Below are 25,103 nucleotides of genomic sequence, written 5' to 3'. Positions count from 1 at the left end.
GCTCCTGATCTAAAAAATGTACGGGTTATTCGTTCGTGTTTTTTAGAACAGGAAGCCGGCGACGAGGCCGATCAGGGCAAGCGCCTCAACGAAGGCGATACCCAGGAACATGGTGGTGCGCAGCTGGCCAGCCATCTCCGGCTGGCGGGCCATGCCCTCGACGGTCTTGCCGACGAGCATGCCGATGCCGATGCCCGGGCCGATGGTTGCAAGGCCGTAGCCGATGGTGCCGAGACCCTCGTAGCGGTTCACGGTCTCCGCTGCCTGAGCAAGAATGATGTCGTTCATGTGAAAGTCGTTCCCTTTCTAAGTGCTCTCCCGCGGGTTGCGGGTGAGCGAGTGACAGATTGTGGGGTTATTCAGTTGGCCGTGTGGTCGCGCTTTGTTAATGCGCATCCGCGTGCAGCGACAGCTCGATGTACACCGCAGTCAGCAGGGCGAAGATGTACGCCTGCAGGAAGATGATGATCAACTCGTATGCGGTGAACAGCAGTGCTGCGATGAGGGTCAGGCCACTCACTGCCGTCCATGCGTTCAGCTGCCAGAAGAAGAAGTTCGTGGCGGAATACAGCAGGACGAGAATGATGTGGCCAGCCAGGAAGTTCGCCATAAGACGAAGAGCCAGGGTGACCGGACGCAGAATAAACGTCGAGAAGAACTCGATCGGCACCACCAGAAGGTGGAGCAGCGGCGGAAGGCCGGGAATCACGGTCGAGTGCTTGAAGAAAGCGATGCCGTAGCGCTTCACGCCGGCGTAGATCATCGCGATGTAGGCCGCAACCGCCATGACGATCGGCATGCCGATGCGTGCGTTAGGCGAGATGTTCAGGCCCGGGATGATCGTTGCGACGTTCATGAACAGCGTGGTGAAGAAGATGGTGCACAGCAGCGGCAGGAACCGCTTGCCGTCCTTCTTCCCCAGCGTGTCCTCCGCGATGTTGACGCGGACGAAATCGACACCGATCTCGGCGACATTCTGCAGCCCCTTGGGAACCAGCTTCGGGTTCCGGAAGGCAATAACAAAGAGGAGCACCAAAATCGCCGCCATGAAGAGGCGGACGAGCATGATGCGATCGAGTGCGAACCACCCATTAGCGAAGTCTTCGCCAATGAGCTGGCCGTACGTCTGCCCCGGGAAAAATTCTGGACCAAGCGAAGGTGCGTGGAATTCACCCTTCATGGCCAAAGTTGTAACGCTCAGCGTTCTCTCCCGTTCTCGGGCCGCGCTCCGATGCGCTCGGCGCGCGGTGCGATGGACGTCTTCAACAAAGGCTGCCTCCGCGGCGGACTCCGTCGCACATCTGCTTCCGCGGGGGCAGGGGATGTCGTTCTTCTGCCGGTTTCCCCTGCTTACGAGGGTTGATATCGACTCGGAACAAACCCAGCGGTAATCCTAACAGGCCATCCGCGCAAAGTAGGTTTTACCTGTGGAGTTGTCCCCCCGACGCGCCACCCCAGACCCCCGAAACCCGCAACTGCGCTGCTACAACGCGTTTTCGAAGGGTTGTTAGGTCTGTCACAGGCCGCACTTACCCCTAATCCAGGTAGGTAGTGCGCGTGGTGATCAAGCCCCAAGTTTCGGCACCCAAGGCCACAACTAAAGCGACCATAGTGGTGATGCCGAACGCCTGGTGGTCGTAGAAGTCGTAGCCGCGGATCCACAGGAAAAACAGCACCAGCACACCCATCTTGAGCAGCCAGCCGCCGAGCACGATCGCCATGGTCGCGTTCGGGGAGGAGTTCGAGGTGGCAAGCACGGTGACCGCCGTCAGCAGCACGAAGCTCCCGCCGACGGCCACGCCCATCAATGCGGCCCAAATGCCGGGCAGGTCGCGCGCCGCGCCCCACCCCATAAGGGCGACCACGGTCAGCGCCACGAGCGCCCAGCTCGCCACCTTCAGAGCGCGCACAAGGGGCTTGCGGTGGTCGGACATGGCATTAGCGTCGTTGACTTCAAGCGGTTTCACGGTGGCTCATCCTACCTGCCGGGCCAATTTTCCCCTTGGCCAAGGGCACCAGCGTGAGCAAGAACGCAACCAGCAGTGCAGCCACGCTCAGCGACGCCGCGACCTTGAACGGCACCACGGAGAAGCTCACCGCGCCAAAGGCCACGGCGGAAACCCACATGTAGAGCACTAGCACGGTGCGCCGGTGGGTGTGCCCCAGCCGCAGTAGGCGGTGGTGAATGTGCCCAGCGTCCGCGGCAAACGGGCTCTGCCCCCTCGCGGTGCGGCGGATCACCGCCCACACCAGGTCCAGCACTGGCAGCGCGATCGCCGCCAGCACGACAATGATCGGGCTGACCAGCGCGACCAGGTCAGCCGCGCCGTAGAGGGACATGTTGATCTTGCCGGAAGCCGAAATCGACGCCGCGGCGAGCAACAACCCGATCAGCATCGCCCCGGAGTCGCCCATGAAGATGCGCGCCGGCTCGAAGTTGTGGGGCAAAAACCCGGCGCAGATGCCCACCAGGATCGCGCAGATTATCGCCGGCGGGTATGCGGAGACGGCCCCGCCCTGGTCGTGCAGCACCGCCAACGAGTAGATCAGGATCGCAGAACCCGCGATCATGCCCAGGCCCGCGGCGAGCCCGTCGATGCCGTCGACGAAGTTCACGGCGTTAATCAAAAGCACCGTAAAAAGTGCGCTCAAGACCATGCCCTGGACCTGATCCAGGATGAGCGTGGTGCCCTCCCCGAACGGCACATAAAACACGGTAAAGACGATGCCCAGGGCCGTCATGATCACCGCCGCCGCGAACTGCCCTATCAGCTTGGTCAGCGCGCGCAGCTCGTACAGGTCGTCCACCACACCGACGAGCACGATGGCGAGCCCGCCCACCAGTACCGCGGTCATCTCCGGCGTCACGGGCGCGAACCCGCGGGTCAGCGCGGGCAGCTGCTGCGCGAGCGCGTAGGCGGCCAAGAACCCGGTGAACATAGCTAGCCCGCCTAACGACGGAGTCGGCTGCGTGTGCACGTCGCGCTGGCGGATCTCAGCCACCCTGCCCGTACGCACGAGCATGGACCGCACCGGCCCGGTGGCCAGGTACGTGACTGCAGCCGCCACGAGCAAGACGAGGCCCAGCTCACGCAGCGGAACACCGGAGGCGTTCATCGGCGGTTACTTCCTCCGCATGCTCTCTGGGTCAAGCCCTAAGACCTGACCGATGCGTTCGGCGGAAATCGCCCCCTCGCGCAAAATCCGTGGCGCGGGGCCAGAAAGATCAATGATCGTGGAGGGCTCCCCGATCTCCGCGGTGCCCCCGTCGAGGTAAATCGGCACCGCGTCGCCGAACTGCTGGCGCGCCTCGGTGGCGGTGGTCGCCGGCGGGTTGCCGGAGATGTTCGCGGACGACACCGCCATCGGCCCGGTCTCTTGCAGAAGCTCGAGCGCTAGCGGCTGATTCGGCATGCGCAGCAGCACGGTGCCGCGCGTGTCGCCGAGATTCCACGGCAGGCTGGGCGCCTCGGGCACGACGATGGACAGTCCACCCGGCCAAAATGCTTCCACCAGCGTCTTTGCGGTCTCGGTGAACTCGCGCACGAGCCCCTGGATGGTCACCCAGGAGCCCACGAGCACCGGCACCGGCATATCCGGCCCGCGGCGCTTGGTGGCCAAAAGCGTGTCCACGGCGTCGTTGTTGAAGGCGTCGCAGCCGATGCCGTAGACGGTATCCGTCGGCAGCACCACGCAGCGTCCGGCCCGGACGGCATCGGCGGCAGCGCGTACCCCTTCGATGCGCTTTTGCGGGTCGAGGCAGTTGTACGTTTCCCTCAATGTTCGCTCCTTGGCCGTCGGGCAGTTACCGGGCTAGCTTACTCGCCGTGACAAACCGGGCCCGCCCGGTCAGGTCCTCCATCGCGCGCACGTCCGCAAAACCGCCGGCGCGCAGCTCATCCTGCACAGCCTCGGAGGTTGTGTCGTCGTGCTCAATGCCCACAACTCCCCCATCTTTGAGCATTTGCTTGACGACGGGCACGATCCCGCGAATCGCCGCCAGCCCATCAACGCCCGAAAAGACTGCCTCGTGCGGGTCTGCGTAGACCTCTTGCTGCAGCTCCGGCGTTTCCGGAACATACGGCGGATTGGACACCACCACGTCCGCGCGGATCCCGGCGAGCAGCTGCGGGTCGGTCATGTCGCCCGCCACCACGTTGACCTGGGGCGCAAGCGTATCGACGTTGCGCTGCAGGTAGGCACGCGCGGCCTCCGACCGCTCCACCGCGTACACCGTCGCGTCCGGCCTAGCGCGGGCTACCGCAATGGCCAAAGCTCCGGTGCCGGAGCCGAGGTCGACGACGGTGGGGTCCGAAGGTGCGTCGATAAGCTTTTGCACCGCCCACTCGGCGAGGACCTCGGTTTCGGGCCTGGGGATGAACACGCCGGGGCCGACGGCGAGGTCGACGCCGTAAAACGGCGCGGTACCGATGATGTGCTGCAGCGGCTCGCGCTTCGTGCGGCGGGCGACGAGTTCGGTGTAGCGCTGCCCGAAGTCCGCCGGCACATCGGCGAACATCAGCTGCATCGGCGCGACGCCGAGCACGTGCGCGGCGAGCAGGCGGGCGTCCACCTCCGGAGAGTCGACGCCCGCCTCCCGGAGGGCATTCACCGCTTCCGGGAGGAACGAGCGGACGCTACTCGGCTTCAAGACGCTCCTGGCGCTCGTGCGTCTGCAGCGCGCCGATCAGGTCGTCCATGTTGCCGTCGAGCACCGAGTCCAGGTTGTTGGACTTGTAATTGATGCGGTGGTCCGAGATGCGGTTTTCCGGCCAGTTGTAGGTGCGGATGCGCTCGGAGCGGTCCATGGTGCGCACCTGGGATGCGCGGCCCTCGGCCTCCTCGGCCTCGAGCTTCTCGCGCTCCAGCTGGTCCAGGCGTGCCTGCAGCACCTGCATGGCGCGGGCGCGGTTCTGGATCTGAGAGCGCTCGTTCTGGCAGGTCACCACAATGCCGGTGGGCAGGTGGGTGATGCGCACGGCCGAGTCGGTCGTGTTCACGCCCTGGCCGCCCTTGCCGGAAGAGCGGTACACGTCGACGCGGATGTCCTTGTCGTCGATGTTGACGCTTTCAATCTCGTCGGCCTCCGGGAAGACGTAGACACCTGCGGCCGAAGTCTGGATGCGGCCCTGGGACTCCGTGACGGGCACGCGCTGCACACGGTGCACTCCGCCCTCGAACTTCAGCTTGGACCAGGCGCCGTCGCGCGAGGGGTTCTTGGACTTCACCGCGACAGTCATGTCCTTCACGCCGCCCAGGTCGGACTCGGCGACGTCGAGCACCTCCCAGGTCAGGGCATGCTTCTCGCAGTACTTCTGGTACATGCGCGCAAGGTCGCCAGCGAACAGCGCGGCTTCCTCGCCGCCGGCGCCGGCCTTGAGCTCCATGATGATGTCGTCGCCGTCGTGCTCGTCGCGCGGGGCCAGCAGGTCGGCCAGCTCCTCCTCCAGGCGGACAATCTCGCCCTCAAGGCGCTTGGCCTCCTCGGCAAACTCCTTGTCCTCGTTGGCCATCTCGGCCGCGGCCTCGTGGTCCTCCTGCGCCTGGGTCAGGTCGTTGTAGACGTTGATGATCGGCTGCAGCTCCGCGTAGCGCTTGGACAGCTTGCGGAACTGGTCCTGGTCGCCCGCCACCTCCGGGTCGCCCATCTGGGCCTGGATGCCCTGGTATTCGGCCACGTAGTCGTCGACAAGCGAAACCTGCGATTTCTCTGCCATTAGGAGTAGTCCTCCTCGTCGTTTTCCGTCTGCGCCATCGGTGCAGAGTTGGCCACGCCGATCAGGAACTCGCCGTTGGTCTTCGTCTTCTTCAGCTGCTTAATCAGCATGTCAATGGACTGCTGCGGATCCAGCGCGGAGAGGATGCGGCGCAGCTTGTGCATCACGCGCGCCTCCTCCGGGCTCATCAGCAGCTCGTCCTTGCGGGTGCCGGAGGGGTTGACGTCCACAGCCGGGAACACGCGGCGCTCCGCGATCTTGCGATCCAGCTTGAGCTCGGCGTTGCCGGTGCCCTTGAACTCCTCGAAGATCACGGTGTCGCCAGCCGAGCCGGTCTCCACCATCGCGGTGGCGATGATCGTCAGCGAACCGCCCTCCTCGATGTTGCGGGCAGCGCCCAGGAAGCGCTTCGGCGGGTACAGCGCGTTGGAGTCCACACCGCCGGAGAGGATGCGGCCGGACGCCGGGGAGGAGTTGTTGTAGGCGCGGCCCAGGCGGGTGATGGAATCCAGCAGGACCACCACGTCCTGGCCCATCTCCACCAGGCGCTTCGCGCGCTCGATGGCAAGCTCGGCCACAGCGGTGTGCTCTGACGGCGGACGGTCGAACGTGGAGGCAATGACTTCGCCGTTGACGCTGCGCTGCATGTCCGTGACTTCTTCCGGACGCTCATCCACCAGCACCACCATGAGGTAGCACTCCGGGTTGTTGGTGGCGATCGCGTTGGCGATGTTCTGCAGAATCGTCGTCTTACCGGCCTTCGGCGGGGAGACGATCAGCGCGCGCTGGCCCTTACCAATCGGCATGACCAGGTCGATCACGCGGGTGGTGAGGATCTTCGGCTCAGTTTCCAGGCGCAGACGGCGGTTCGGGTACAACGGAGTGAGCTTGTGGAACTCCTTGCGGCCCTTCGCCGCCTCCGTGGTCTGGCCGTTGATGGAATCGACCCGCACAACCTGGTTGTAGCTGCGGCGGTTACGGCCGTTGCCCTGCGAGTGGGACTGCCCGTTGGCGCGGACCTGACCCGTCACCGCGTCGCCGGAGCGCAGGCCCGACTGGCGCACGAGCTTCTGTGGCACATAGACGTCCGCGTTGGACTGGCGGTAGCCGGTGGTGCGGATGAACGCCGAACCGTTGTCCTGCACGTCCGCGATACCGGCGACCTCCTGCAGGTCCTCCGGGTTGAAGTTCTGGTTGTCGTTGTTGGCGTTGTTTCCGCCGCCGTGGTTGTGGTCCCGGTTGCGATTACGGTTGCGGCGCCCGCGGCGGCCGCGGCGGCCCCCGCCGTGGTGGTCGTCGTTGTTGCCGCCGTGGTTGCCATGGTTGCCGTGGTTGTTGCGGCCGCCCCGGTCGTTGCCACGGTCGTTGTTGCCGTGGTCGCTGCCGTGGTTCTGCTCGTTATCGCCGTCGGCATTGTTGTCACGGTTGTCGCGGTTTTCGCGGTTGTCGCCGCCCTGCTGCTCGTCGTGCTGCGAGCGTGCACGGTTGCGGCGGGCGCGACGTGCGGCCGAGCGCGATGCCCCGCGGGACTCGTCGTCGTCGCTAGGCTGCTGCTTCTCGGCCTGGCTCGGCTTCTCGACCTTTTCCGCCGGCGCTGCCTTCTCGGCGGCAGACTTCTCCGCCGGCGCAGCCTTCTCGGCGGCGGCCTTGCGGGGCACCTGCCCGGTAACGATGGCCTGGATGAGTTCCCCCTTGCGGAGCCCGGAGACCCCCTTAAGTCCCTTTTCGGCGGCGAGCTTGCGCAGCTCCGGAATCTTCATTGCGGCGAGGTCGGCCGCGGTGCCGGTTTCGGTCACGTGTGTCCTTTCGTCGCTAAGCCAGCTGCTTAATCGCGCAGATATTCGCGTTTGCATGTACCGGTAGCGGTCGTGTGCGGTCTTACGGATCTCGCGGGCCCGGGGAAACGTTCCTCCCGGTAGCGCCGCCAGCACCCCTCAACCGGAGAAGTTCCGGGACGGGTGCAATTCGCACGATCCACGCAGAAGTGTAGCGCATAGAAGGCCCTGTGCTAATCAGGCCCGCGCTAACATGGCCTGCATGCTTTCAACGATGCAGGAGGTGCCGTTCTCCGTCGCCAGGATTTTGGAGTTCGGCATCACAGCCCACGCCAACACGAAGTGCACGACGTGGCGCGCATCCAGCGCGGAGGAAACCACGTTCGCCGAGATCGGCGCACGCGCCGCGGCCTTTGCGCATGCCCTGCACAACGACCTGGGCATCGACGGCGACCAGCGCGTGTCCACGTTGCTGTACAACTGCGCGGAGCACATCGAGGTGATGTTCGCCGTTGCCGCGAAGGGCGCGGTGTTCAATCCGCTAAACGTGCAGCTCATGGCGGATCAGATCGCGTACGTTGTCAACCACTCCGAGTCCGAAGTTGTGGTCGCGGACCCGCGGCTGGCAAAGAAGCTGGGCACAATTTTGCAGGACTGCCCGACCGTGCGCGCGGTGGCGTTTACGGGCGTCGAACCGCTTGACGACGCAGCTTCGCACCTCCCCGACTCAGTCAAGGTATACAGCTACGAGCAGCTTCTCGACGGCCGACCGACGTCCTACCCGTGGCCCGAACTGCCCGAAAACACCGCAGCGGCGCTGGTGTATTCCACCGCCACCACCGGCGCGCCGAAGGGCGTGGCCTATTCGCACCGCTCCCTGTGGCTGGAGGCGACGAGCCTGCGCGCCACCGACTCGTTGGCCGTGACGCACGGTGAGACGTTTTTGTGCTGCATCCCCATCTACCACGTGCTCAGCTGGGGCGTGCCGCTCGCCGCGTTTTTGGCTGGCACGCCGCTGGTGTTGCCGGATTCGGACATGTCCGCCCCCACCTTGGCCAAGCTCATCGCGGGCACCCACCCGCGCGTCGCCCACGGGGTGCCTACCCTGTGGATCCAGCTGATGGTGCACTACCTACACAACCCGCCCGAGCGCATGAGCTTGCAGGAGATTTTCGTCGGCGGCTCGCCGGCCCCGCCCGCCCTGATCAAGGTGTGGGAGGAGCGCTACGGCGTGGACGTGGTGCACGTGTGGGGCATGACGGAGACCTCCACCGTCGGTACCGTCGCCAGGCCGCCGTCCGGCGCTTCCGGCGAGGCCCGCTGGGCCTACCGCATCTCCCAGGGCCGCTTCGCTCCCACCCTGCAATACCGCGTGGTTAACGACGGCCAGGTCATGGCGCCCACCGACCTCACCCAGGGCGAAATCCAGGTGCGGGGCAACATGGTCGCCGCCAGCTACTACCACTCGCCCACCCAGGAGCCCGGCGAGATCGCCTCGCGCTTCCGCGGCGAAGACGTCGACGACGTGCGCGATCACTTCACCGCCGACGGCTGGCTGCGCACCGGCGACGTGGGAACCGTGACCAATGCCGGCTTCCTCACCCTCTACGACCGCGCCCGCGACGTCATCCGCTCCGGTGGCGAGTGGATCTACTCCGCCCAGGTGGAAAACCTGATCATGGAGTCCGAAGAGGTCATCGAGTGCGCCGTCATCGGCATCCCCGACAACAAGTGGGGTGAGCGGCCGCTGGCCGTGACCAAGCTGACCGCGGAGGTGGCCCCCACCGCCGAGACCGCCGCGCGCCTGCGAGCCGGGCTCGCAGACGTGCTGCCGAAGTGGATGGCACCCGAGTACTGGACCTTCGTCGACACCATCGACAAGACGTCCGTGGGCAAGTTCGACAAGAAAGACCTGCGCAAGCACCTCGCCCGGGACGAGTTCGACATTATCGCCCTGCCAGGGCCGGGCAGCAGGGCGAATTCCGTCACGCCACGAAACTGATTTTCGGTACGGTTGAGGGGCATGACAGTGAAAACCAGTATTTTCTCCAGCCCGTCCCGCTACGTCCAGGGCAAAGATGCCATCCATGAACTGGGCAAATACCTCAAGCAGCTGGGATCCAACCCACTCCTGCTCGCAGACGACACAGTCTGGGGCCTCATCGAAGACCAGCTGACCGACGGCTTTAAGGAAGAAGGCCTGCCGGTCAACCGCGTGCAGTTCGAAGGTTTCGCCACTGCGAAGCGTGTCGACGACACCGTGAAGCTGATCAAGGACAACAACCACGACGTCGTTGTCGGCATCGGCGGCGGCTCCGCAATTGACTCAGCGAAGGCGGCCGGCTTCGCGGCTGGCATCAACTGGGCTTCCGTGCCCACCGCAGCATCCTCCGACGCGCCGACTTCGACGCTGTCAGTGATCTACACCGAAGACGGTGCCTTCGACGAGTACCGCTTCTTCCCCCGCAACCCGGATCTGGTGCTCATTGACACGCAGCTCGTTGCCGGTGCCCCGGAGAAGTTCCTCATCGCAGGCATCGGCGATGCGTTGGCAACCTGGGTTGAGGCGCGTGCCACCGCACGAGGCAACGGCACGACGATGAACGGCGGCCACCCGACCCGCGCAGGCGCTGCGCTGGCGGAACTGTGCGCCGAGATCCTCCGCAAGGACTCGTTCGCAGCGCTCGACGCCGTCCGAGCCGGCGTGGTTACCCCGGCGCTCGACGCCGTCGTTGAGGCCAACACCCTGCTGTCCGGCCTTGGCTTCGAATCCGGCGGCCTCGCGGCCGCCCACGCGATCCACGACGGCCTTTCCGCCGCCGAGCAGACCCATGGTCTGACGCATGGCGAGAAGGTGAACATCGGCACCCTCGCCCAGCTGATCATGGAGGGCGCAGAGACCGAGGAGGTTGAAAACTTCATCGAGTTTTCCACCCGCGTCGGCCTGCCCACCACCCTGACCGAGGTTGGTCTCTCTCCCGAGGACACCGACATTTTGGAAGCGGTTGCCAAGGCCGCCACCGCCGAGGAGGAGACTATCCACAACATGCCGTTCCCGGTGACGCCGGAGCTGGTTGTGGAGGCGCTTGTCACCCTTGAGTACACCGCCCGTCGCGTCCGCGAAGAACGCGGCCTTCCGGAGCCGAAGAAGTACGTGAACAAGCACTAGACCAGACAGAGAAAAAAGCCGCACGATTCCACGTGCGGCTCTTTTTCATTGCCTACTGTTGCTAGTCGTGCACCAGCTCCGCGGTAGCCGGGCCGGCGACGTCGAGTTCGATGACGCGGAGGCCGGCGGAACGGGCTTCGTCGAGAAGCGAAGGCTCCACCTCGGTCGTGGTGAGCACCAGCGCGGTCGGGCCGGCGCCGGAGAGGTAGGCGGCGTGACCGCGGTTGCGCAGGCGGTTAACCCACTCCGCCGTCACCGGCAGGACGTCGGCGCGGTACGGCTGGTGAAGGCGGTCGCGGGTGCCTTCGAAAAGCAGTTGCGGGTGGTGCTGCAGCGCCGCTGTCATCACCGCGGTGCGCGAGACGTTGAAACGTGCATCCGTGTGGGTGACGTGGCTCGGCAGCACTTTGCGCACGGCATTGGTGGAGGCGTGGAAGTCGGGTACGAGGGCGACGGCCTTGATGGACTCGTCCACCGGGATGCGCACGGCGCGGTAGGACGGCTTGGACTGGTCGTCGACGGGGATGTCGGTCCAAGACACCACTGCCCCGCCGAGCGCAGATGCGCCGGCGTTGTCCGGGTGGCCTTCGAACTCGGAGGACAGCTGCACGACCGCGTCCTCGTCGAGCGGGGATCCGGCCAGCGCGTTGGCGGCAACCACGCCGGCGACGGCGGCGGACGCGGAAGATCCAAGGCCGCGGGACTGCGGGATGGTGTTGTGGCACACCACGCGCAGGCCGGGTGCGGAGACGTCGGCGGCGGTCAGACCGGACTGGATGGCCCGGACGACGAGGTTGGAGCTGTCGCGTGGCAGGTCGTCGGCGCCCTCGCCGAAGATTTCCACCTCGAGGCCGGAGTCGGTGACCTCCACTTCCACGGTGTCGTAGATGCTCAGCGCGATGCCGAGGGTGTCGAAGCCGGGGCCCAGGTTGGCCGACGAACCGGGGACGGTGACCTTGACTTTCAGGCCGGGCTGCAGATCGATTGCCATTGCGAGGGCCCCTTAGGAATCGAGCCGGATGACGGAGTTGACGGCGAGCACGTCGTCGTGGCCCGAAAGCTGCTCCACGATCGCGTTGAGGTCCTGCTCGCGGGCGGCGTGGGTGACAACGATGAGGTGGGCCTCGTCACCGGACTCCTCCTGGCGCACCGCGGACAGCGAAATGCCGGCCTTGGCGAAGCGGGCGGTGAGATCGGAGAGGACGCCGACGCGGTCGTTGACGGTCATGTTGATCGTGTAGCGGGTGGTCACCTCCTCGAACGAGACAACCGGGTAGTCCGCGTACGGGTTCTCGGCCGGGGCGCGGCCGCCGTGGACCTTGTTGCGTGCGGCGCCGACGAGGTCGCCGAGTACTGCCGATGCGGTGGGGGCGCCGCCGGCGCCGTTGCCGTAGAACATGAGTCGACCTGCTGCTTCTGCCTCGACGAAGATGGCGTTGTAGGACTTGTCCACGGACGCGAGCGGGTGCTCGTTGGGCACCAGCGTCGGGTGGACTCGGGCGTTGACGCCGGTGGTGTTGCCAGCGTCGTCGACAAGCCGCTCGCAAATAGCGAGCAACTTGATGGTGTGGCCGGATTTCTTCGCGGCCTCAATGTCGTCGGCGGTGATCTTCGTGATGCCTTCGCAGTGCACATCGTCGAAGGTCACGCGGGTGTGGAAGCCCATGGAGGCGAGGATGGCAGCCTTGGAGGCAGCGTCGTGGCCCTCCACGTCCGCGGTCGGGTCGGCCTCCGCGTAGCCGAGTCGGGTGGCCTCTGCCAGCGCCTCCTCGTAGTCGGCGCCGGTGGACGCCATGGCGTCGAGGATGAAGTTGGTGGTGCCGTTGACAATGCCGGAGATGCGCTGCACCTGGTCGCCCGCAAGGGAGCGGCGCAGCATGCCCACCACCGGGATGGCGGCGGCGACGGCGGCTTCGTAGTAGAGGTCGACGCCGGCGGCGTTGGCGGCGTCGGCAAGCTCGGCGCTGTGGGCGGCCACCAGGGCCTTGTTAGCGGTGACCACGGACTTTCCGGCCTTGAGCGCCTCGAGGACGAGCTCGCGCGGGTAGTCAATGCCGCCGATGAGCTCGACCACGATGTCCACGTCGTCGCGGGTGACCAGCTCGCGTGCGTCCCCGGTCAAGTACAGCCCCTGGACCTCGGGGGCATCTTTGTGCTTCTCGACGTCCGACACTGCAACGCCCCTCACCTCAATCGGACTACCGATGCGGTGCTCCAAGTTGGAGGAGAATTCGGACAGCAGGCGCAGCACCTCGGTACCGACGGTGCCCTTGCCCAGCACGGCAATGCCCACGGGGGTGCCGATGCCCTTGCCCGGGTAGTTGCCGTTGTATCCCTCGGCGGTGGCGGAAGTCATGTTGCGAGTAGCTCCTTCGTCATACGTGGCAGGGATCAGCGGTGGACCGCTTTGTCTACTATCGCGCAAATGGCACTGACGGTCAATTAATATTCGCGCGCGATCAGATCCTCGACAGTCTCCCGCCGCACCATCGGCGTCACCTCGCCGCCGCGCACGGACACGACTGCCGGGCGGCCGAACGCGTTGTAGTTCGAGGCCATTGAATAGCAGTAAGCGCCAGTGGCGGCCAGCGCGATGAGATCGCCCGGGGCGATGTCGTCGGGCCAGGAGGCCTCCTCCACCAGGATGTCGCCGGACTCGCAGTGGGAGCCGACCAGGCGTGTGTCGGTGGGGGCGCCATCGGTGAAACGGTTGACCACGCGGGCGTCGTAAAGCGCGCCGTAGAGCGAGGGGCGGATGTTGTCGCTCATGCCGCCGTCGACGGCGACGTAGCGCCGCGACGTGGTGTAGGAGGTGTCCACGTCCTTGATCACGCCGGCGGTGTAGACGGTCACCGCGGACGGGCCAGCGATCGCGCGGCCGGGCTCGACCACTACGGTGGGCGCGGCGATGCCGAGCTCGTCGGCGACCTCCTGCACCGCGGTGAGCAGGTCGCGCGCCACGGCGTTGACGTCCAGAGGCGACTCGCCCGGCATATACGCGATGCCGTAGCCGCCGCCGAGATCGAGGTAGCCCAGCGCCACACCCTGGGTCTTCCAGATCTCGGCGTACAGGCCCAGCACGCGCTCCGCGGCGAGCTTGAAGCCCTCAGCATCGAATACCTGGGAGCCCACGTGGCAGTGCAGGCCGGTCAGCTCCAACCAGTCGGAGGTGATGGCTGCGGCGGCGGCCGATAAGGCGTCGCCAGTAGCGAGCGAGATGCCGAACTTCTGATCCTCGTGGCTGGTAGCGATGAACTCGTGGGTGTGGGCGTCCACACCGGGTTTCACGCGCACGAAGACATCCTGCTTCACGCCCACTTGCTTAGCCACGGCCTCCAGCTGCGCCAGTTCCTGGTGCGAGTCAATGACCACGTGGCCGACCTTTGACTCCACGCACAGACGCAGGAACTCGTCCGACTTGTTGTTTCCGTGCACGGTGATGCGCTCGGGCGGAAAGTCCGCGGCCAGGGCGATGCGCAGCTCATTCTCGCTGGCCACGTCCAACGCGAGGCCTTCCTCGTCGACCCAGTGGGCCACGCGGCGGGTCAAAAACGCCTTGGAGGCGTAGTGCACGTTTTCGGGCGCCAAAAACGCGGCGGCCATGTCGCGGCAGCGCGAACGGAAGTCGTCCTCGTCGATGACCACAACCGGGGTGCCGTACTCCGCGGCGATCTCCGGAAGCGGCACACCGGCAATGGTGACCACGCCGTCCTCCTCGCGCTTGGCGCAGCGGGGCCAGACGTGGGCGGGCAGGTCGTTGAAGTCACCGTTGTCCTTCTCGTACGGCGTGGAGACGAAAACGGTCATTTACATCCGCTCCGGTGCGCTCACGCCGATCAGGCCGAGGGCGTTCGCGACGACCTGACGCGAGGCCATCGCCAGGGCCAGGCGCGCGGTGTGGATCGGCTCCGCTTCCTCGCCGGTATTGGGCAGGATCTGGCAGGAGTCGTAGAACTTGTGGAACGCGCTGGCCAGTTCCTCGGTGTAGCGGGCGATGCGGTGCGGCTCGCGCAGCTCCCCGGCGGCGCGCACGACGGCCGGGTACTCGCCGAGGGTGCGGATGAGGTCGCCCTCCTTGTCGTGGGTGAGCAGCGCCAGGTCCGGGTCGGTGTGGGACACGCCGGCTTCAGCTGCCTTGCGCCCGATCGAGCACAGGCGGGCGTGGGCGTACTGCACGTAGTAGACCGGGTTGTCGGAGGACTGCTTCGTCCACAGGTCCAGGTCAATGTCCAGGGTGGAGTCCACCGAGGAGCGCACCAGCGAGTAGCGCGCGCTGTCAACGCCGATCGCGTCCACGAGGTCTTCGAGGGTGATCACGGTGCCTGCGCGCTTGGACATCTTCACGGCCTCGCCGTCGCGCACGAGGTTGACCATCTGGCCGATGAGCACCTCAACGGCATCTGCGTTGTAGCCCAGCGCCTGCGCCGCCGCCTTGAGGCGCGCAATGTAGCCGTGGTGGTCCGCACCCAGCATGTAAATAGCCAGGGTGTGGCCGCGGTCGAACTTGTCGGCCACGTACGCGATGTCGCCGGCGATGTAGGCAGCGTCGCCGTCGGACTTGAGCACGACACGGTCCTTGTCGTCGCCGAAGTCGGAGGAACGCAGCCACCACGCGCCATCGTTTTCGTACAGGTTGCCGTTGTCCTTCAGCGTCTGCACGGCCTTGTCCACGGCGCCCGATTCGAACAGGGAGTTCTCGTGGAAGTACACGTCGAAGTCCACGCCGAACTCGTGCAGGGACTGCTTGATCTGCGCAAACATCATCTCCACGCCGGCCGCACGGAAGGTCTCCTGCACCTCGGCGTCCGCGCCATCGAGGGCGCCAGGATGCTTATCGACGACCGCCCGGGCAATCTCGTGGATGTAATCGCCACCGTAGCCGTCTTCCGGGGTGGGCTCGCCCTTCGCCGCGGCAACGAGCGAACGGGAGAAGCGGTCGATCTGCCCGCCGTGGTCGTTGAAGTAGTACTCGCGGGTCACTTCCGCGCCGGCGGCCTCGAGCACGCGGCCCAGCGAGTCGCCCACCGCGGCCCAGCGAGTGCCGCCGAGGTGGATCGGGCCGGTGGGGTTGGCGGAGACGAACTCGAGGTTGATCTTCTCGTCTGCGTAGAGATCGCAGTGGCCGAACTTCTCCGCCTCATCCAGCACCTTCGCCACGAGTTGGCCCTGGGCACCGGCGGCGAGACGCAGGTTGATAAAGCCCGGACCGGCGATCTCGGCGGAGTCGATTGCGGGGTTGGCCGACAGGTCGTCGACAAGCCAAGTGGCGAGCTCGCGTGGGTTGGTGCCAGCTTTCTTAGCCACCTGGAGCGCGACGTTTGTGGCGTAATCGCCGTGCTCGGGGTTGCGGGGGCGTTCCACGGTCACGGTGTCCGGGACGACGGAGGCGTCGAGGTCGTGGGCGGCGAGCACGCGCGTCGCGGCCTCTTTCACGGTGATTGCGAGTTCAGCTGGCGTCATGGGGCACAAGTTTAAATCACCCGCCGACACCACACGCAGCATGCCCACCGGCCGCACGGTGCAATAGGTCACACCAAAGCGATACCCCTCCATTCGTCACTAACAGGGTTAGGGTGGCATATTGTTTGCAGTCATTGCCCGTACTGACTCGAAAGAGCCTCCCATGGATCAATTCCAAGTGTTCACCGACGCGATCGGTGGCAGCGTGGGCCTCTCGGCGCTGGTATCTACCCTGCCGTTGCTCACGTTCTTCATCATGCTGCTCGGATTCAAAGCCCGCGCGCACACCTCCGGCGCCGTCGCGCTCGTGGTTGCACTGCTGGTGGCCATCCTCGGCTTCAACATGCCCACCACCATGGCCATCTCCTCCGCCTTCCGCGGCGGGTTGTTCGGCCTCTTCCCCATCGTCTTCGTGATTCTGACGGCCATCTGGTTCTACCAGATCACCGTCGCATCCGGCCGCTTCGAGGACCTGCGCACCGTCTTCGACAAGATGGGCAACGGCGACGTGCGCATCCAGGCGATGCTCATCGCGTTCTGCTTCGGCGGCCTGCTTGAGGCGCTGGCCGGCTTCGGCGCGCCGGTGGCGATTACCGCCACCATGATCCTCGCACTGGGCATCCCGCCGCTGAAGGCCGCGACCGTGGTGCTGCTGGCCAACACCGCCCCCGTGGCATTCGGTGCCGTGGGCATCCCGATTACCACCGCCGGCGAGGTCGGCGGCCGCACGGTCGAGCAGACTGAGAACATCGCGGCGATCATCGGTAACCAGACGCCGCTCCTAGCGTTCTTCGTCCCCTTCATCATCGCCCTGATCATCGACGGCAAGCGCGGCGTGCGCGAGACCGCACCGGCAGCCTTCACCATCGGCCTCACCTTCGCCGTGGCCAAGTGGTGGACCTCCCACTACTTCGCGTACCAGCTCACCGACGTCGTGGCCTGCATCGTCGCGCTCGGTGCCGCGTTCGTGCTGCTGCGTTTCTGGCAGCCGAAGGGCCTCGACGAGATGCGTCAGCGCCTCGAGCTGCCGGCGCACACCGAGGATGCGGAGCTTCCGGGCCACCGCGTCTGGATGGCCCTTATGCCGTACGCCGTCGTCGTTGTCATCTTCGGCCTGGCCAACCTCGGCAGCGCTATTCCGGAGTGGCTGAACAAGTTCCAGATTTCCTTCCCGTGGCCGGGGCTTGACGGCAAGCTTCTCGACGCATCTGGCCAGGCCGTCAACAGCGACTACAACTTCGCCTGGATCAACAACCCCGGCACGCTTCTCGTCCTCTCCGCGCTCATCGTCTCCGTGGCCTACATGGTGTTCAACGAGAACGGCCGCTACAGCCTGACCTGGGGCCAAGTGGGCAAGGAATTCACCGACACCGTGCGGAAGATGCGCTGGTCCGCTCTGACCATCGTGCTCGTGCTGGCGCTGGCATACGTGATGAACTACTCCGGCCAGACCGTGACCATCGGCGAGTTCTTCGCCAACCTCGGCCCGGCATTCGCCTTCTTCTCCCCGGTCCTCGGCTGGGTGGGCGTGGCTGTGACCGGCTCCGACACCTCCGCCAACGCCCTGTTTGCCAACCTGCAGGTCACCGCGGCGAACAACTTGGGTCTCAACCCGGATCTGCTGCTCGCCGCCAACACCACCGGTGGTGTTGTGGGCAAGATGATCTCGCCGCAGTCCCTCGCCATTGCCGCGACCGCGGTGAACATGGAAGGCCAGGAGTCCGAGATCTTCAAGAAGGTCGTCGGCTGGAGCTTCGGCTTCCTAGTTGCTGTGTGCGTGATAGTCTTCCTTCAGTCGAACGTTCTGAGCGCTCTTGCGCCGGTCGTTCCGTAACTGACAACCGAATATCGGAGCCCTCGAGGTCATCACAGCCTGCGGGGGCTTTCATTATTTCCCTGTGATCTCATCTTTTAGGAGTCCGAACATGCGAGTAGCGCTGTTTTCTACTTGTATCGGCGACGCCCTCTTCCCCGACGCGCACAAGGCTTCGGCCATTGTGCTTTCCCGCCTGGGCTACGACGTTGTCTTTCCAGACCAGCAGACCTGCTGTGGCCAGATGCACGTGAACACCGGCTATAAAGAGCAGGCCATTCCGATCATCGAAACTTACGTTGACGCGTTTTCGGACCCCTCCATCGATTACGTCGTCGCCCCCTCCGGTTCCTGCGCAGGTGCTGTGCGCGAGCAGCACGTCGAGCTGGCGGAGCGTTTCGGTTCCAAGGCACTGGCGGACGGCGCCAGGACCGCGTCGAAAAAGACCTACGACCTCTCCGAGTTCATCGTGGACGTCGCAGGCACCTACGACGTGGGCGCGTTCTTCCCGCACCGAGTGACCTACCACTCCTCCTGCCACTCCCTGCGCTTCATCAAGGTCGGCGACCGCCCGACCGAGCTGCTGCGCCACGTCGAGGGCCTGGAGCTGGTGGATCTGCCCAACTCTGAGGAATGCTGCGGCTTCGGCGGCACGTTCTCCGTGAAGATGCCGGAGGTCTCCTCCGCCATGGTCTCCGACAAGGTCCGCCACATCAAGGACACGCAGGCCGAGTACGTCACCGCCGGCGACTCCTCCTGCCTGATGAACATCGCGGGCGCAATGTCCCGCCAGCACCAGGGCATCCGCGCTGTGCACATGGCGGAAATCCTCGCCTCCACCAAGGAGCACCCGCTGACCCCGACGTCCGCGGCATACAAGAAGGAGAAGATGCTGTGAAGGTCGCACTCGGTCAACCCACCATGCCGCCGTACGCTAGCGGCCCGTCCCACCTGCGCGGCAAGGAGAAGTTCCAGAAGGCTGCGCACCACGAACTCAACGACGTAACCAAGCGCCGCAACTACCAGTACGCCACCACCACCATCCGTGTGAAGCGCCAAGCTGTTGTGGACGAGGTGGACGATTGGCAGGACCTGCGCGAGGCCGGCTCCACCATCAAGCGCGACGTCGCTGCGCGCATGCCCGAGCTGCTGGAGCAGTTCGAGCAAAACGTCACCGCCCGCGGCGGCCACGTCCACTGGGCGCGCGACTCCAAGGAAGCCAACGAGATCATCCAGGACCTGGTCAAGGCCACCGGCGAGGACAAGGTTGTCAAGATCAAGTCCATGGCCACCCAGGAAATCGCCCTGAACGAGGAGCTGGAAAAGGCCGGTATCTTCGCGCAAGAGACCGACCTGGCAGAGCTCATCGTGCAGCTCGGCGAGGACTTCCCCTCCCACATCCTGGTCCCGGCGATCCACCGCAACCGCGCGGAGATCCGCGACATCTTCGCCGCGAAGATGCCGAACACGGACGAGACCCTGACCCAGGACCCAGCGGAGCTGGCTGAGGCTGCCCGCAAGTACCTGCGCCAGCAGTTCATGGAGGCCAAGGTGGCCATCTCCGGCGCAAACTTCGGCTGCGCGGATACCGGCACCGTCTCCATCGTGGAGTCCGAGGGCAACGGCCGTATGTGCCTGACCCTGCCGGAGACCCTGATCACCGTCATGGGCATTGAGAAGCTGCTGCCCAGCTTCGAGGACCTCGGCGTGTTCCTGCAGCTGTTGCCGCGCTCCTCCACCGGCGAGCGCATGAACCCGTACACCTCCCTGTGGTCCGGTGTGACCGAGGGCGACGGTCCGCAGAACTTCCACATCGTCCTCCTGGACAACGGCCGCACCGCCGCCCTGTCCAGCGAGATCGGCCGCGAAGCCCTGAAGTGCATCCGCTGCTCCGCCTGCCTGAACGTCTGCCCGGTCTACGAGCGTGCCGGCGGCCACTCCTACGGCTCCACCTACCCGGGTCCGATCGGCGCGATCATCACCCCGCAGCTGACCGGCATCGACTCCTCGGACGACCCGAACGGCTCCCTGCCGTACGCGTCCTCCCTGTGCGGCCGCTGCAACGAGGTCTGCCCGGTGAAGATTCCGATCACGGACATTCTGCTGGAGCTGCGCTACCAGAAGGCGAAGAACGAGCCGAGCCACATTGAGCGCGCGGCGTTCGCTTCCCTGGCCCAGGTTTGGGGCCACAGCGGTGTGTGGGACAAGCTGGTGCGCATGGTGGCTCTGGGCCGCGTGCTCGGCGGCTTCAACGGCAAGATCGAACTCATGCCGCCGCCGATTTCCGGCTGGACCGAGTACCGCGATGTCGCGGTGCCGCCGAAGAAGTCCTTCCGCCAGTGGTGGGGCTCCGAGGAAGCCGAGCGCCTGCTGGCCGAGGCCCGCGAGCAGGGCGTCCCGGAGGGCCAGAAGGTCACCGGCGAGCGTTTCGAGGAAGAGGACAAGTAAATGACTACTCGAGTAACCGGTAATTCTGCCCCGCGCGACACCCGCAACGAGGACGCCAAGCGCGAGATCCTCAAGCGCATCCGCGACGCGCAGCAGCTGTCCAACACGCCGGAGCAGGTGGAAGTGGTTCGCAACTACAACACCTCCTCCGACCTCAGCACCGAGGAGCTGCGCGAGATCCTCATCGACCGCCTCGTGGACTACAAGGCGGACGTTGTGGAGACCACCGAGGCGACCCTCGCCGAGGACATCGTCAAGGTGCTTGCGGACCGCAAGTGCAACGAGGTCGTCTACGCCCCCGGCCTCGACGCCTCGCTTTTCGACGGCTTCGCTGGCACCGCCCGCCCGGATTCCAACGACACCGATCCGCGCGAGCTTTCCGACGTCGACGCCGTGATCACCGACTCTCAGGTCACCTCCGCGCAGACCGGCTCCATCGTGTTGGAGTCCGGCGACGTGTGCGGCCGCCGTGCCCTGTCCCTGGTGCCGGACCGCCACATCTGCATCGTGCGCCCTGAGACCGTCGTCTTCGGCGTGCCGGAGATGATCTCCCGCATCAATCCGGAGCGCCCGGCGACCATGATCTCTGGTCCGTCCGCGACCTCCGACATCGAGCTCGTGCGCGTCGAGGGCGTGCACGGCCCGCGCGACCTCATCGTGATGGTTGTGAAGTAGCCACTTTAGCTGGCATAACGAAACGGCCGGCCCCTTTCGGGGCCGGCCGTTTCGCTGTCATTGTTTCCCGTGTCACGCCGTTCCCGCGGCGCGCACCAATGATTATGCGACAGGGGTGTTGCAAATCCATGGGGTGAAGCTGGGAGTCACCCTAGGGTTCGTTCCAATTTCGTTGGCTGTGATACCGGGTGCTAACCTAGACGGCATTGTCTCCGTAGCTCAGTGGATTAGAGCATCGGTTTCCGGTACCGAAGGTCGCAGGTTCGAATCCTGTCGGGGACACCACTTAAGCAGGGGTTTCACGAAACTGTTCCAATCTTTTCACGAAACCTCCTGCCGGCCGAAGGAAAACGGCCGCGAACACAAAAATGACCCGCTCCGTTCGTTCGGAGGGGTCATTTTTCTTTGTCTGAACGCCGTTCCTGCTCGGGTTATAGCGCGGATTGTTTATGAGCGCGGACCGAGCCACGGAAGAGTTTCCGTACTCATCTGGTGGCGCGGTTTTTGCAGCGCTTCATAGCGGTCTTGTTGCTGTGATCACGCAGGACTGGCTGCGGATAGTTGTTGGGGTCTGAACCGAGAGGGGTGCGCCCGGTCGGGGCCGTTTGGAACACTGCTGCTCCGTCAGAGCCCGAAGGCTCCGCCACTGACGAGGATCACGATGCCGAGGCCGATGAGAACGATGGGAAAGAGGATGTCCTCCCAGCGTTCGAGCACTTCCGCGATCGGGGGGCGGGTTGCGACGAACTTTGCCAGGGCCACCAGGACCGCAACGAGCGCGAGGAAGATAACGCAGTAGGCGACTACTGCGAGAGGTTCCACGCTGAGGAATACAGGGGTGTAGACACCGATGTTGTCGCCGCCATTGGCAAACGTGACGCCTGCGACTGTCCAAACGCCGACCTTCTTGCCGGCAACCTTGGCCTCGTCGTCATCGTCGTCATCGTCTCCGCGCCAGGCCTGCCATGCGGCCCAGAGGCCGATGCCCAGAGGGATGAGACCAAAGTATGGAATAGCTGCCGGGGGCAGAAATGCTCCGGCGCCGATGGTCACAAGGATCGCGGCGACGAGGATGCCGGCAAATCCGAGGTACTGGCCGGCCAAAATACGGGCGGTGGTGCCACTCTGCCCTGCCCCTCGCGCGAAGAAGAGGGAGAGCACGATGATATCGTCGATGTTGGTAGCTGCGAACAGGCCTATCGCTTGCAAGACTGTGGTGAGGATCATGCGCCCTCCCCAGCTACGTCGCATCCGGGAAGCGAGCAGGCGGGATCCATGCACGGGGCGTCTTCGTCTACTGCCAGGGTGGCATCGACCAGTGTCGTCAGCGCCTGCGCCAAGTGCGGATCGGCAATCTCGTATCGTGTCCGACGACCCTCGGGCTCGGAGACGACGATCCCGCAATCACGCAGGCATGCCAGGTGGTTGGACACATTCGGGCGTGTCAGGTCCAGATCTCGGGATAGTTCCGCCGGGTAAGCGGGATGGTCGAGCAGGGTCAAGATGATCCGGGATCGAGTGGGGTCGGCCAGTGCACGACCCAGGCGGTTCATCACGTCGAGACGCGAAGCAATAGTCAGCATGCGCTGAACTATACAGCAAGCACTGAACTAGTCAAGTTCCGGGTAGCGGTGCAGCTGTGTGTGCTGCTCAAGAGACAGTGGAAGGAGCAGAGATTCCGGCAAAGTTGCAAAAACAGCGTCGCCAGCTCGAGATTCAAGTTGCGCACGAGCCTGGTGTAGTTCGGGAGATCGGTTTTCGGGCCCCAAGCAATGATCCGAACGGGACAAAACTCGATGGCCTCATCATCTTGAACCGGGAAGGCTCGAACAAACTTATCTACCTCATCCGCAGCCTCGACTCGATTCCCGTTTGCAGCGGGGACACCTCGGGGTTCGACGACGGTTCGCGCCGCCAAGGAGAGCCTTGCCGGATGGATTGCTGAGAGGGACAACGAGGGAGACAACACTGGCGACGGTGCATACTTGGTTGAACCACGCTCGTTTTTGATGATCGGCCCATGCGCGATTTGTGCCGCGCCCAAGGCAACCGAATTGGCTCGAAGTTCCGTAGCTTTGAAAGTTTCCGCTCGAACCGCAAGTCACCGGAGGTGCTCACCTTTGACGAGCTTGTCGAGCGTTCACGGTAGAGGGCGGAGCTTGCCGAGAGGCAGGAAGAGGCGGAAGCGGAATTTCCTGACTTCCCGTTCTAAAAAGCGCTCCTGCTCACGTCATATAATTGACTTCTGTCGTGTAACCGGAGTCGGAACCCGGTGTAACCGGGGTGTAGCCACGAACCCGCTACAACTGGTCAGGAGGTTTCGTACAAGCCCCAAGCAGGGGTTTACCCCTAAGCTAACTCGTCCCATCCGGGGTCGACGAGCACTCCGCTCCCCCTGCAATTACACTGTCAACCTGTGCTAAGCAGGAGAACCTTCATGTCCGCCACGGCAGTGGCGGGCTTTTCTTCGTTGGTGGGATGTGCCGGTCCGCAGGGCACGACAGTGACCACGACAGCCACCTCCACTGTCCGCGAAACAGTGACGGCGTATCCGGGCCCGGAGCGCTACGCGGGCCGGGCGCCACAAACGTTTGGGACCTCCATGCGCGGCGTTGTGGAGATGGTGCCTGTGACACCGGGCAGGCGCACGATTGCGCTGACGTTCGACGCCTGCGGCGGGCCCACTGGCTCGGCCGTGGACCAAGGGTTGATAGACGCGCTGCGCGAGTTCGCGGTACCCGCGACGCTGTTCTTGAGCGCCACCTGGATCGAGGCGAACCCGGATGCGACGCGGAAGCTCGCGGCCGATCCCCTATTCCGCCTGGAAAATCACGGCACGAGGCACCTGCCGCTGAGCGTCAACGGCGAGGCCGCCTACGGCATCGCGGGTACCAAGACACCGGCGGAAGCCATCGCAGAAATCGACGGCAACCGGGCGCTGCTGGCGGACTACGGGGTGGAATCGACGTGGTTTCGCTCGGGCACGGCCCATTACGACGATGTTGCCGTGGACATCGCGCGCGACCGCGGCGTAGCCATCGCGGGCTACACCGTCAACGGCGATTTTGGGGCGACTGCCACGGCGAACCATGTGGCGTCGGCAATCATGCATGCCCCTGACGAGGCAATCGTGTTGGCGCACATGAACCACCCCGCCTCAGGCACCGGACCGGGCGTGCGCCAGGCGCTGGAGCAATTGCCTAGCGACGAAGTCCGGTTCACGTTCCTCGACGGGAGCAGGCCCTAAAACTCAGCCGGCATGATCAGCCAGGCCACGCCGTAAGCGAGCAAGCCCGGGAACACACCCATGAGGACGAGCAGGATAAAGACCACGCGCACCGCGGTGGCGTCGACGCCGAGGTACTGGGCGATGCCGCCGCAGACACCGGCGATGTATTTGTCGGTCATGGAACGCTCGAGGCGCTTCGGGGAGTTGCTCGGGTTGATGTGCTGCGGGTTGTAGGGGCTAGACATCGTGGGGTCCTTTCATCCATGGGCTTGGTAAACCCCATCCAACCCCTGCGGGCGCAAACCCGCAAGGACAGTTGCTCACGAATCGGTTGTTAGAGCTGGTTGGTTGGCAGATCCTCGGCAGCGAGTACGTCGGTGAAAAACTCGCCGATTCTGTCGGCGCGGTCCGCGTCCAGGTGGTCGAAGATGAGGCGCCGCACGGTCTCCACGTGGTCCGGCACGGCCTCCTCGAGGTGGGCCATGCCTTGGTCCGTCAGGGTCACCAGCACGCCGCGGGCGTCGCCGGGGCACTTCTTTTTGGTGAGCAGGCCGCGCTTTTTCATGCGCGTGACCTGATGGGAGGCACGTGAGCGGTCCCATCCGAGTTCTTCGCACAGCTCGCGCAGGCGCAGCGTGCGGTCTTGCGCCTCCGACAACGCGACGAGCACGGAAAACTCCGGCGAAGAGATGTCGCCGCCTGCTTGGAGGCGATCGTCAATCGTGCGCGAGATCTTGGTAAACCCCGCGAGCATCAGCCGCCACAGCTGCTGTTCTTCGTCGTCAAGCCACCGCGGTTGTGCATTCATACGGGCAGA

General features: G+C 64.8%; 23 protein-coding genes and 1 tRNA gene. 8 read left to right on the top strand and 16 right to left on the bottom strand.

The genetic code is table 11. The features are described from left to right. Positions 1–42: 42 nt before the first annotated feature. The 8 genes from CAFEL_RS04615 to rho all read right to left on the bottom strand — a co-directional run bounded on the left by CAFEL_RS04615 (position 43) and on the right by rho (position 7,513). Positions 43–288, bottom strand: coding sequence for an ATP synthase F0 subunit C (locus tag CAFEL_RS04615; RefSeq protein ID WP_034999811.1), 246 nt, complete (start codon positions 286–288; stop codon positions 43–45). A gap of 97 nt (positions 289–385) precedes the next feature. Then, positions 386–1,180: a F0F1 ATP synthase subunit A gene (gene atpB / locus CAFEL_RS04610; protein ID WP_034999809.1), complete on the bottom strand. Its 795-nt coding sequence runs from the start codon at positions 1,178–1,180 to the stop codon at positions 386–388. Between the two features lie 355 nt (positions 1,181–1,535). Continuing rightward, entirely contained in the window at positions 1,536–1,934 is a 399-nt protein-coding gene (locus tag CAFEL_RS04605; RefSeq protein ID WP_194560489.1) for a Cg1360 family ATP-synthase-associated protein, read from the bottom strand. Between the two features lie 19 nt (positions 1,935–1,953). Next, complete coding sequence (locus tag CAFEL_RS04600; protein ID WP_194560241.1) at positions 1,954–3,117, bottom strand: MraY family glycosyltransferase; 1,164 nt, start codon at positions 3,115–3,117, stop codon at positions 1,954–1,956. A gap of 6 nt (positions 3,118–3,123) precedes the next feature. Beyond that, positions 3,124–3,780 carry an L-threonylcarbamoyladenylate synthase gene (locus CAFEL_RS04595; protein WP_194560242.1) on the bottom strand — a complete coding sequence of 219 codons (657 nt, stop codon included), beginning with the start codon at positions 3,778–3,780 and terminating at the stop codon, positions 3,124–3,126. 25 nt (positions 3,781–3,805) lie between these two features. Then, positions 3,806–4,651 (bottom strand): peptide chain release factor N(5)-glutamine methyltransferase, encoded by an 846-nt coding sequence (gene prmC, locus CAFEL_RS04590; protein WP_194560243.1) that lies wholly within the window; start codon positions 4,649–4,651, stop codon positions 3,806–3,808. Further along, positions 4,638–5,717 carry a peptide chain release factor 1 gene (gene prfA, locus CAFEL_RS04585; protein ID WP_194560244.1) on the bottom strand — a complete coding sequence of 360 codons (1,080 nt, stop codon included), beginning with the start codon at positions 5,715–5,717 and terminating at the stop codon, positions 4,638–4,640. Before prfA ends, prmC begins: the two co-directional genes overlap by 14 nt. Continuing rightward, a complete protein-coding gene (gene rho / locus CAFEL_RS04580) occupies positions 5,717–7,513 on the bottom strand; it encodes a transcription termination factor Rho (RefSeq protein ID WP_290172298.1) in 1,797 nt (598 codons plus the stop codon). Before rho ends, prfA begins: the two co-directional genes overlap by 1 nt. A gap of 241 nt (positions 7,514–7,754) precedes the next feature. On the opposite strand from rho, the gene CAFEL_RS04575 reads away from it, so the two are divergent. Both CAFEL_RS04575 and CAFEL_RS04570 read left to right on the top strand, forming a co-directional pair. Further along, positions 7,755–9,494, top strand: coding sequence for a long-chain fatty-acid--CoA ligase (locus tag CAFEL_RS04575; protein WP_194560246.1), 1,740 nt, complete (start codon positions 7,755–7,757; stop codon positions 9,492–9,494). 21 nt (positions 9,495–9,515) lie between these two features. Beyond that, positions 9,516–10,661, top strand: a complete 1,146-nt coding sequence (locus CAFEL_RS04570) for a glycerol dehydrogenase (RefSeq protein ID WP_194560247.1) — start codon at positions 9,516–9,518, stop codon at positions 10,659–10,661. Between the two features lie 61 nt (positions 10,662–10,722). On the opposite strand, the gene thrB is transcribed toward CAFEL_RS04570, so the two are convergent. The 4 genes from thrB to argS form a co-directional block, all read right to left on the bottom strand. Beyond that, positions 10,723–11,652: a homoserine kinase gene (gene thrB, locus CAFEL_RS04565; RefSeq protein ID WP_194560248.1), complete on the bottom strand. Its 930-nt coding sequence runs from the start codon at positions 11,650–11,652 to the stop codon at positions 10,723–10,725. A gap of 12 nt (positions 11,653–11,664) precedes the next feature. Then, entirely contained in the window at positions 11,665–13,017 is a 1,353-nt protein-coding gene (locus CAFEL_RS04560; RefSeq protein WP_194560249.1) for a homoserine dehydrogenase, read from the bottom strand. Positions 13,018–13,103: 86 nt separating this feature from the next. After that, on the bottom strand, positions 13,104–14,468 hold the full coding sequence (gene lysA / locus CAFEL_RS04555; RefSeq protein WP_194560250.1) for a diaminopimelate decarboxylase: 1,365 nt from the start codon (positions 14,466–14,468) through the stop codon (positions 13,104–13,106). Further along, complete coding sequence (argS, locus tag CAFEL_RS04550; RefSeq protein ID WP_194560251.1) at positions 14,469–16,121, bottom strand: arginine--tRNA ligase; 1,653 nt, start codon at positions 16,119–16,121, stop codon at positions 14,469–14,471. A 163-nt stretch (positions 16,122–16,284) separates the two neighbouring features. On the opposite strand from argS, the gene CAFEL_RS04545 reads away from it, so the two are divergent. From CAFEL_RS04545 to CAFEL_RS04525, 5 genes are all read left to right on the top strand, one after another. Further along, the gene (locus CAFEL_RS04545) at positions 16,285–17,955 is read left to right on the top strand and encodes an L-lactate permease (protein ID WP_194560252.1); all 1,671 of its coding nucleotides are present in this window, start codon (positions 16,285–16,287) and stop codon (positions 17,953–17,955) included. A gap of 91 nt (positions 17,956–18,046) precedes the next feature. Next, positions 18,047–18,832 (top strand): (Fe-S)-binding protein, encoded by a 786-nt coding sequence (locus CAFEL_RS04540; RefSeq protein WP_194560253.1) that lies wholly within the window; start codon positions 18,047–18,049, stop codon positions 18,830–18,832. Beyond that, entirely contained in the window at positions 18,829–20,382 is a 1,554-nt protein-coding gene (locus CAFEL_RS04535; RefSeq protein WP_194560254.1) for a LutB/LldF family L-lactate oxidation iron-sulfur protein, read from the top strand. The genes CAFEL_RS04540 and CAFEL_RS04535 overlap by 4 nt, the downstream gene beginning before the upstream one ends. Next, complete coding sequence (locus CAFEL_RS04530) at positions 20,383–21,057, top strand: LutC/YkgG family protein (protein WP_194560255.1); 675 nt, start codon at positions 20,383–20,385, stop codon at positions 21,055–21,057. Positions 21,058–21,265: 208 nt separating this feature from the next. After that, a tRNA-Arg gene (locus CAFEL_RS04525) sits at positions 21,266–21,342 on the top strand. Positions 21,343–21,681: 339 nt separating this feature from the next. Here the strand turns inward: CAFEL_RS04525 and CAFEL_RS04520 are convergent. After that, positions 21,682–22,284 (bottom strand): cadmium resistance transporter, encoded by a 603-nt coding sequence (locus CAFEL_RS04520; RefSeq protein WP_115684840.1) that lies wholly within the window; start codon positions 22,282–22,284, stop codon positions 21,682–21,684. Further along, on the bottom strand, positions 22,281–22,640 hold the full coding sequence (gene cmtR, locus CAFEL_RS04515) for a Cd(II)/Pb(II)-sensing metalloregulatory transcriptional regulator CmtR (RefSeq protein WP_194560256.1): 360 nt from the start codon (positions 22,638–22,640) through the stop codon (positions 22,281–22,283). The genes CAFEL_RS04520 and cmtR overlap by 4 nt, the downstream gene beginning before the upstream one ends. An 854-nt stretch (positions 22,641–23,494) precedes the next feature. Between cmtR and CAFEL_RS04510 the strand changes: the two genes are divergently transcribed. Further along, positions 23,495–24,304, top strand: a complete 810-nt coding sequence (locus CAFEL_RS04510) for a polysaccharide deacetylase family protein (RefSeq protein ID WP_194560257.1) — start codon at positions 23,495–23,497, stop codon at positions 24,302–24,304. Here CAFEL_RS04510 and CAFEL_RS04505 read toward each other — a convergent pair. Together CAFEL_RS04505 and CAFEL_RS04500 are read right to left on the bottom strand one after the other, a co-directional pair. Beyond that, positions 24,301–24,531 (bottom strand): PspC domain-containing protein, encoded by a 231-nt coding sequence (locus CAFEL_RS04505; RefSeq protein ID WP_194560258.1) that lies wholly within the window; start codon positions 24,529–24,531, stop codon positions 24,301–24,303. The genes CAFEL_RS04510 and CAFEL_RS04505 overlap by 4 nt on opposite strands. An 89-nt stretch (positions 24,532–24,620) precedes the next feature. Beyond that, positions 24,621–25,094, bottom strand: a complete 474-nt coding sequence (locus CAFEL_RS04500; protein WP_194560259.1) for a MarR family winged helix-turn-helix transcriptional regulator — start codon at positions 25,092–25,094, stop codon at positions 24,621–24,623. Between the last annotated feature and the right edge of the window lie 9 nt (positions 25,095–25,103).

Source organism: Corynebacterium afermentans subsp. lipophilum, assembly GCF_030408375.1.
Taxonomy (GTDB): Bacteria; Actinomycetota; Actinomycetes; order Mycobacteriales; family Mycobacteriaceae; genus Corynebacterium; species Corynebacterium lipophilum.
This window is presented reverse-complemented; position numbering and strand designations above follow the sequence as displayed.

What these genes read in the sequence shown, in the direction of transcription:
- CAFEL_RS04615 (WP_034999811.1), bottom strand. Translation starts at nt 288, where the DNA reads ATGAACGACATCATTCTTGCTCAGGCAGCGGAGACCGTGAACCGCTAC.
- atpB (WP_034999809.1), bottom strand. Translation starts at nt 1,180, where the DNA reads ATGAAGGGTGAATTCCACGCACCTTCGCTTGGTCCAGAATTTTTCCCG.
- CAFEL_RS04605 (WP_194560489.1), bottom strand. Translation starts at nt 1,934, where the DNA reads ATGTCCGACCACCGCAAGCCCCTTGTGCGCGCTCTGAAGGTGGCGAGC.
- CAFEL_RS04600 (WP_194560241.1), bottom strand. Translation starts at nt 3,117, where the DNA reads ATGAACGCCTCCGGTGTTCCGCTGCGTGAGCTGGGCCTCGTCTTGCTC.
- prfA (WP_194560244.1), bottom strand. Translation starts at nt 5,717, where the DNA reads ATGGCAGAGAAATCGCAGGTTTCGCTTGTCGACGACTACGTGGCCGAA.
- CAFEL_RS04575 (WP_194560246.1), top strand. Translation starts at nt 7,755, where the DNA reads ATGCTTTCAACGATGCAGGAGGTGCCGTTCTCCGTCGCCAGGATTTTG.
- CAFEL_RS04570 (WP_194560247.1), top strand. Translation starts at nt 9,516, where the DNA reads ATGACAGTGAAAACCAGTATTTTCTCCAGCCCGTCCCGCTACGTCCAG.
- thrB (WP_194560248.1), bottom strand. Translation starts at nt 11,652, where the DNA reads ATGGCAATCGATCTGCAGCCCGGCCTGAAAGTCAAGGTCACCGTCCCC.
- CAFEL_RS04560 (WP_194560249.1), bottom strand. Translation starts at nt 13,017, where the DNA reads ATGACTTCCGCCACCGCCGAGGGATACAACGGCAACTACCCGGGCAAG.
- lysA (WP_194560250.1), bottom strand. Translation starts at nt 14,468, where the DNA reads ATGACCGTTTTCGTCTCCACGCCGTACGAGAAGGACAACGGTGACTTC.
- argS (WP_194560251.1), bottom strand. Translation starts at nt 16,121, where the DNA reads ATGACGCCAGCTGAACTCGCAATCACCGTGAAAGAGGCCGCGACGCGC.
- CAFEL_RS04545 (WP_194560252.1), top strand. Translation starts at nt 16,285, where the DNA reads ATGGATCAATTCCAAGTGTTCACCGACGCGATCGGTGGCAGCGTGGGC.
- CAFEL_RS04540 (WP_194560253.1), top strand. Translation starts at nt 18,047, where the DNA reads ATGCGAGTAGCGCTGTTTTCTACTTGTATCGGCGACGCCCTCTTCCCC.
- CAFEL_RS04530 (WP_194560255.1), top strand. Translation starts at nt 20,383, where the DNA reads ATGACTACTCGAGTAACCGGTAATTCTGCCCCGCGCGACACCCGCAAC.
- CAFEL_RS04520 (WP_115684840.1), bottom strand. Translation starts at nt 22,284, where the DNA reads ATGATCCTCACCACAGTCTTGCAAGCGATAGGCCTGTTCGCAGCTACC.
- cmtR (WP_194560256.1), bottom strand. Translation starts at nt 22,640, where the DNA reads ATGCTGACTATTGCTTCGCGTCTCGACGTGATGAACCGCCTGGGTCGT.
- CAFEL_RS04510 (WP_194560257.1), top strand. Translation starts at nt 23,495, where the DNA reads ATGTCCGCCACGGCAGTGGCGGGCTTTTCTTCGTTGGTGGGATGTGCC.
- CAFEL_RS04505 (WP_194560258.1), bottom strand. Translation starts at nt 24,531, where the DNA reads ATGTCTAGCCCCTACAACCCGCAGCACATCAACCCGAGCAACTCCCCG.
- CAFEL_RS04500 (WP_194560259.1), bottom strand. Translation starts at nt 25,094, where the DNA reads ATGAATGCACAACCGCGGTGGCTTGACGACGAAGAACAGCAGCTGTGG.